The organism is Cyanobium sp. BA20m-14, assembly GCF_024346295.1.
The window spans coordinates 1-5302 of sequence record NZ_JAGQCR010000220.1; the positions used below are offsets into that span (position 1 = coordinate 1).

Genomic DNA, 5302 nt, shown 5'->3' on the forward strand with positions numbered 1-5302 from the left:
TGCTACCCAGCCACGGTCTTTGGCTGCCCGTGCTGGGCGAGAGGCAGTGGTGGCTTTTGGCACGGCTCTAGGAAATCAGGCACGCACGACACCCCTTGCAAGAGAATCTGCAAGAGAATCACCTTTTCAGCTTGGCACGCTCCGCCACTGCCCGCCATCGGCTGGCAGGGCAAAAGCCAGTGACAGCAATGGTTTTGAGCCAGTAAATCCAGTTATTGCAACCGGTCCGACGGACCCCATTTCACGAGCTTTGGGAGCACTAGGTCGCAGGTTCGAATCCTGTCGCCCCGATTGACTTTTCACCGATAGACCAAGGGAGATGCGCACAAAATGCGCACAATCTCCCGGGTTCTCGCCAGTTCCTCGACGGAAGCGAGAGCTCTTTGAGCCTGCTGCGTGAGAGCAAAAGGGCTCTGCAGAAGGCGAAAGAGGGGGGCTTGGCTTGGGCTTTGCCCGAGGGATCGCTTTGATCTCGGTTTTTTTCTGCCACCCCTGGTTTCAAGGCTCCCCTTCCGGCCAGCCAGCACCACCACGAGCCAGCGCCTAGTCATTTCCGGCACTACGACACCCAGGCAACCCCTGTTAAGAGCGCAGCTGCAACTGCCACAGGCGCCTGCAGGCCTTGGAAGCCACCAGAGAAGCCTTTATGGCCGGCGGCTGATCTCGGGTGCTCATCGCTCCCATACAGCTGTCCTGGGGCCGGGCAGGGATGGAGCAGGCCATCGCTTGGGCCTAGTGAAAGCAGCACGGCACCCGCCGGGGGTGCTGCTGGTGGAGTTCCTAGATGTGCCTTGGGACTTACCAAGAGAGCGCAGAGAGGGCTCCAGGCGTCGTCGGCTGTCCTGAACTTGCCACAGCTGCGCCGTGGCTGAGGTCAGACAGCCGCCGCCGCCTTCCGCCCCTCCCCTGGGGTGCGGGGATGGAAGGCATGAGGGCATGCCCGCGGCTGCGGTGCCAGATATTCCAGAAGGCCGGCTGATGATGGAGAGGCGAGTGAAAGCCCTGGGCTTTGGTGGTGCCCGGCCGGCCGGATTCGGGCCTACTTCTGTCAGTCAATATTCCGTCAGATCCGTTGATGTGGCTGGCTTTGGCAGAGCCATTAATGCGCTTGTACTGCTAGAATATAGTCTGCGCCAAAGGCCCCTAGCCCATCGCCTGCGGTAATCCAATCCCCTGATCTCGCCAGCACTACCGCTCTTTTATTTGCGGTGTGTTGCCCCGATCAGTTGTCACCTCTGGCAGCTGATTCATGGATCTTTGTATTCCTTGTGGGCCCGCAGTGGCCCCGTCCCACTCGCTTGTGATCGCGGCCGGGGGCGGTCGTGATCTGGCCTGGCCCCAGCAGCGCATCGCCGCTGAGCTGCTCGCCCGCAGCAGTGGCCGCCTTGTTCACTTATTGCTCCACGGCGGTGCCCGCGGCGCTGATGCCGCCATTGGCCGCGCTGCCCAGCAGCTGGGTTGGTCAGCCCTGGTGATGCCGGCCCAATGGCAGCTCCATGGCCGGGCCGCTGGGCCAATCCGCAATCGGGCTCTGCTCGAGCAGGCCCTTGCCCGAGCTGTTGCCCATAGCTCCCCGGGCTGCCTCACCTCAGTGCTGGTAGTCGCCTTCCCCGGTGGTGCCGGCACGGCCTCGCTGGTGAAAGAAGCCCGCCGCATGGCTTCGCGTTCCCCGGTGCCGATCTCGGTGGCTGAGGTCAGTGCAGCAGCCGGGCCCTGGGCCGTTCCTATCCGTGTCGGCTGCTCCTAATCCCACAGCACCAAAAGCCTTTGGCGCCCCATTCCGTCATTTCGTCAATCCCCATCCCCATCGCTTTCTCATCGTCATGCCTGTTCTCACTCCCGTCCCCGCCGCTGTTCATGTCGCCAATTCGGCTCCTCCAGCGGCAGGTCCTGCCTGCTCCCTCCAGCGATCCGGTTCCCTATGGCAGCTGGGCAGCGAAGCCCAGGAGCTCACCACCGCCATCTTCCAGCTGGCCGAGCAGCTGGAAGCTGATGATCCCGAGCAGCGTGCCCTGGCCCTGGCCGAGCTAGAGGCCGCCCTGCTGGCAGAAGAAGGCAATAAAGCTGCCCTGGCGGCCAAAGCAGATGCCACCTGCTGGGTGATCGAGCACCTGCGCGGTCAGGCCGCCTACCGCCAGCAGCAAGCCAAGCGGCTCGCCGATCTGGCCCGGAGTGATGCCGGCAGGGCTGATGCCCTGGAGGAATCGCTGATCTTTGTCCTCACCCAGCTGCAGCCGGCGGCTACGCGGTTCTCCTTCCCCGATCACGAGCTCTCAAGCCGCAAGTCCCAGGCCGTTGTGATCGACGACGAAGAGGCCCTCGATGCCGAGTGGCTCACTTTCTCCACCACCAGCAAGCCGGACAAAAACGCCATCAAAGAGGCCCTCAAGACCGGCCGCCACATCGAAGGCGCTCAGCTGCTCTCTCGCCGCTCCTGGCGCATCCACTAAGCCCAGGGGGGCAAAGGCCCCTTGCCTGCGGGGATCCGGGGATGCAGCCGGGGCCCTTTCTTCCTGATCCGATTTCGTTTCTCTCTTCTTCTCGCTCCACCGCTTCCCATCGCCATGACCGTCGCCGCTCCTTCCGCCAATGGGGCCAGAACCATCAGCCGCCTCGTAGCTCCCCATCCGGCCCAGCGGCCGCCCTCCGCTCTGGAGGTGATCCGCTCCGCTGACCGGGCCGATACGGAGAGCGCCGCAAGCCCACCATCAGCCGCAGCGTCGCAAGTTCTCGAGGCTCAGCCCCTTGGCTTCTCCCCCGAGCAGCTCGCCGCCCTGGCCGCTCCGCTGGATCGGGCCAAAGTCCGCCAGCGGGAGCAGGGCCGCAGCCGGGTGAGTTACCTGGAGGGGTGGCAGGTGATCGCGGAAGCCAACCGCATCTTTGGTTTCGATGGCTGGCAGCGTCAGACCATCGCCGTCCGCTGCGTCGCCGAGGCCGAACGCACCATCGGTGCCAGGGGCACGAGCCGGGACCAGAAGACCGGCTGGGGCGTCACCTACACCGCCCGCGTCCGCATCACCGTCACAGCCGGAGGTCTTACTCCCCTGGTTCGGGAAGGCACTGGCGCCGGCCACGGCATCGACGTCGACCTGGGCCAGGCCCATGAATCGGCCATCAAGGAGGCCGAGACAGATGCGATGAAAAGGGCGCTGATGACCTTTGGTAATCCGTTTGGTCTGGCGCTCTACGACAAGCAGCAGCGGCAGGTCAGTAGCGCGGCGGGCCATGGTCATGGTCAGAGCCATTGCGAGGCGGCAGGGCCTCAGCCGCTTGGAGGGCTGCGATCTCCCTTGAGCCGATCGGCACCCCTCGCGCCCGCTCCCAGCGCCGCTGTCCAGGCAGAAGCGCGCACCCAGACCAAGGCGTCGATTTCACCGCCATCAGCGCCGGCTGATCCCAGCCACTTGGCCCTTAATGCCGAGACGATCCAGCACCTCCACAGCAGCCTGCGGGCTCTGCCCCGGCCCGAGCTGGAGAGCCTCACCTGTGCCTTCCGCAAACGATTTCAGGTGCCAGATGAGGCGGTGACGATCGCCGATCGGATCAACCAGAAGTGCCACCACGACTGGATTGAGGCCTTCCTTGTGCAGCACCTACCGGGCGCCGACTGAGGACCTGGCGCCAAGATCTATACCGTGCTAGTACAGGTGTACGTATGTTGTGTTTGTCATGGTGCCGGTCCCCCTCTCCCGCCTGGAGCCCTCCCGCAAGGAGGAGATCGAAGACTGGCCCTGGCTGGATCAGGCGGTGCTCCGCTCCAGCCGCAGCCGCCAGGTCTGCATGACCTGCCACTTCTTCCGCCACCACCCCGGGCCCGAGTGCATACCGCTGCTCACCTGCCACCTGCATCAGGGTCTGATCGCCCACGGCGAGCACCTGACAAGCCGCTGCAGCGGCTGGACAGAGGACGTTCATCGACAGCGGGGCTGGGCGCCTGAGGTGGCCTGAGCGGCAGGCCGATGCACGTTCGTGACCGCAAGCGAACGCCGCTGTCTCCGCAAGAGGACTTGCTCAGCGATGGCCGCCAGGTGCTCCACTTGCAGCCGCGCCGCTACAGCCGCTTTCCCCAGGTGCTGGAGATCACCTCCGGCAAGTTGATCCAAGGCAGCGGACGCCACCACTTCCTCTGCAACACCGCTGATGGTCGCTGACTTCCAGGGTGCGCTGCGCAGCAGGGTGATCGTCCCATCTGCCCCTGGGTTTGCCTGATGTGCAGGCGATTGGCTGGACGCAATCGAGCAGCCTTTGACTGTCAATGGCGCGGTAGCTCTGTTGCTGGTCCAGTGATGACTGCTGACGGTCGGATCTGGGGTCTACGGCAAGGCTTAAAAGTATGCAGCGGGTGCATAACTGTGGAGAATCAAGATCACATTGCTTCGGTAGCAGCTCCCATGAGCAGCAGACAGGTGCAGACTGCTTATGGCGCTCCTGCTTCACACAATGCCGATGCAGCCACGGCTGTCGGCGCAACGATGACCTCCACCCCCTCTCGAACTCGCCAGAAGCTCAAACCAGGTGCCGTGGTGCGTTGCCGCACGCGCCGCTACTTAGTAGAGGACGTGCAAGCCCCCCTAGAGCAAGGCGCCGACACGGTTGTATCGATGGCCTGCATGGAGGACGACTCCATCGGAGCCCGGCTCACGGTGTTTCGGGAGCGAGAGATTGATTTCGAGGTGCTGGGGGAGAGCAGCTGGGAGGCGGTGGCCCAGCGGGGCTTTGACCAACCGAAACAGTTCGCCGCCTACCTCAACACCCTGCGCTGGAACTGCGTCACCGCCACCGACGCCGAACTGTTCCAGGCTCCCTACCGGGCCGGCATCGACGTCAAGGCCTACCAGCTCGAACCGCTGCGCAAGGCGCTCCAGATGCCCCGGGTGGGCCTGTTTATCGCCGATGACGTGGGCCTGGGCAAAACGATCGAGGCCGGCCTAATCCTGCGGGAGATGCTGCTGCGCCAACGCATCAAGCGGGTCGTGATCAGCTGCCCGCCTTCGGTCTTGCGCCAGTGGCAGGAGGAGATGGCCAGCCGCTTTGGCCTTGCCTTCACCGTGATGGACCGGACCTACGTCGCCAAGGTTCGGCAGGAGCGGGGTTACGGCACCAACCCCTGGAGCACCGGCAGCCGCTTCCTGATCTCCCACGCCCTGCTGCGCAACTCGGAATACTCGGCCCCGCTGCGGGTGTGGCTGGAGCAGGGCAAGGGCGGAGAAGACCAGGCCCCGGTGCAGAGCCTGCTGATCCTCGACGAGGCCCACAACGCTGCGCCGGCCAGTAACAGCCTGCGCTCCGCCATCGATTCCGG

Annotated in this window: 6 protein-coding genes; all 6 read left to right on the top strand. The window is 64.3% G+C overall.

Features of this window, described 5'->3' with window-relative positions; genetic code table 11:
- The first annotated feature begins 1279 nt into the window (after positions 1 to 1279).
- Positions 1280 to 1747: a DUF2493 domain-containing protein gene (locus KBZ07_RS15840; protein ID WP_254932509.1), complete on the top strand. Its 468-nt coding sequence runs from the start codon at positions 1280 to 1282 to the stop codon at positions 1745 to 1747.
- Entirely contained in the window at positions 1731 to 2450 is a 720-nt protein-coding gene (locus tag KBZ07_RS15845) for a siphovirus Gp157 family protein (RefSeq protein WP_254932510.1), read from the top strand. Before KBZ07_RS15840 ends, KBZ07_RS15845 begins: the two co-directional genes overlap by 17 nt.
- A gap of 114 nt (positions 2451 to 2564) precedes the next feature.
- Positions 2565 to 3611: an RAD52 family DNA repair protein gene (locus KBZ07_RS15850; RefSeq protein WP_254932511.1), complete on the top strand. Its 1047-nt coding sequence runs from the start codon at positions 2565 to 2567 to the stop codon at positions 3609 to 3611.
- Between the two features lie 58 nt (positions 3612 to 3669).
- Complete coding sequence (locus tag KBZ07_RS15855) at positions 3670 to 3948, top strand: galactose oxidase (RefSeq protein ID WP_254932512.1); 279 nt, start codon at positions 3670 to 3672, stop codon at positions 3946 to 3948.
- An 11-nt stretch (positions 3949 to 3959) separates the two neighbouring features.
- Positions 3960 to 4151 carry a hypothetical protein gene (locus KBZ07_RS15860; RefSeq protein WP_254932513.1) on the top strand — a complete coding sequence of 64 codons (192 nt, stop codon included), beginning with the start codon at positions 3960 to 3962 and terminating at the stop codon, positions 4149 to 4151.
- Between the two features lie 321 nt (positions 4152 to 4472).
- The coding region (locus KBZ07_RS15865; RefSeq protein ID WP_254932514.1) for an SNF2-related protein at positions 4473 to 5302 on the top strand (830 nt) is incomplete at its 3' end.

Excerpts from the sequence above, each read along its gene's own strand:
- KBZ07_RS15850 (WP_254932511.1), top strand. The coding sequence starts at position 2,565 with ATGACCGTCGCCGCTCCTTCCGCCAATGGGGCCAGAACCATCAGCCGC.
- KBZ07_RS15855 (WP_254932512.1), top strand. The coding sequence starts at position 3,670 with ATGGTGCCGGTCCCCCTCTCCCGCCTGGAGCCCTCCCGCAAGGAGGAG.
- KBZ07_RS15860 (WP_254932513.1), top strand. The coding sequence starts at position 3,960 with ATGCACGTTCGTGACCGCAAGCGAACGCCGCTGTCTCCGCAAGAGGAC.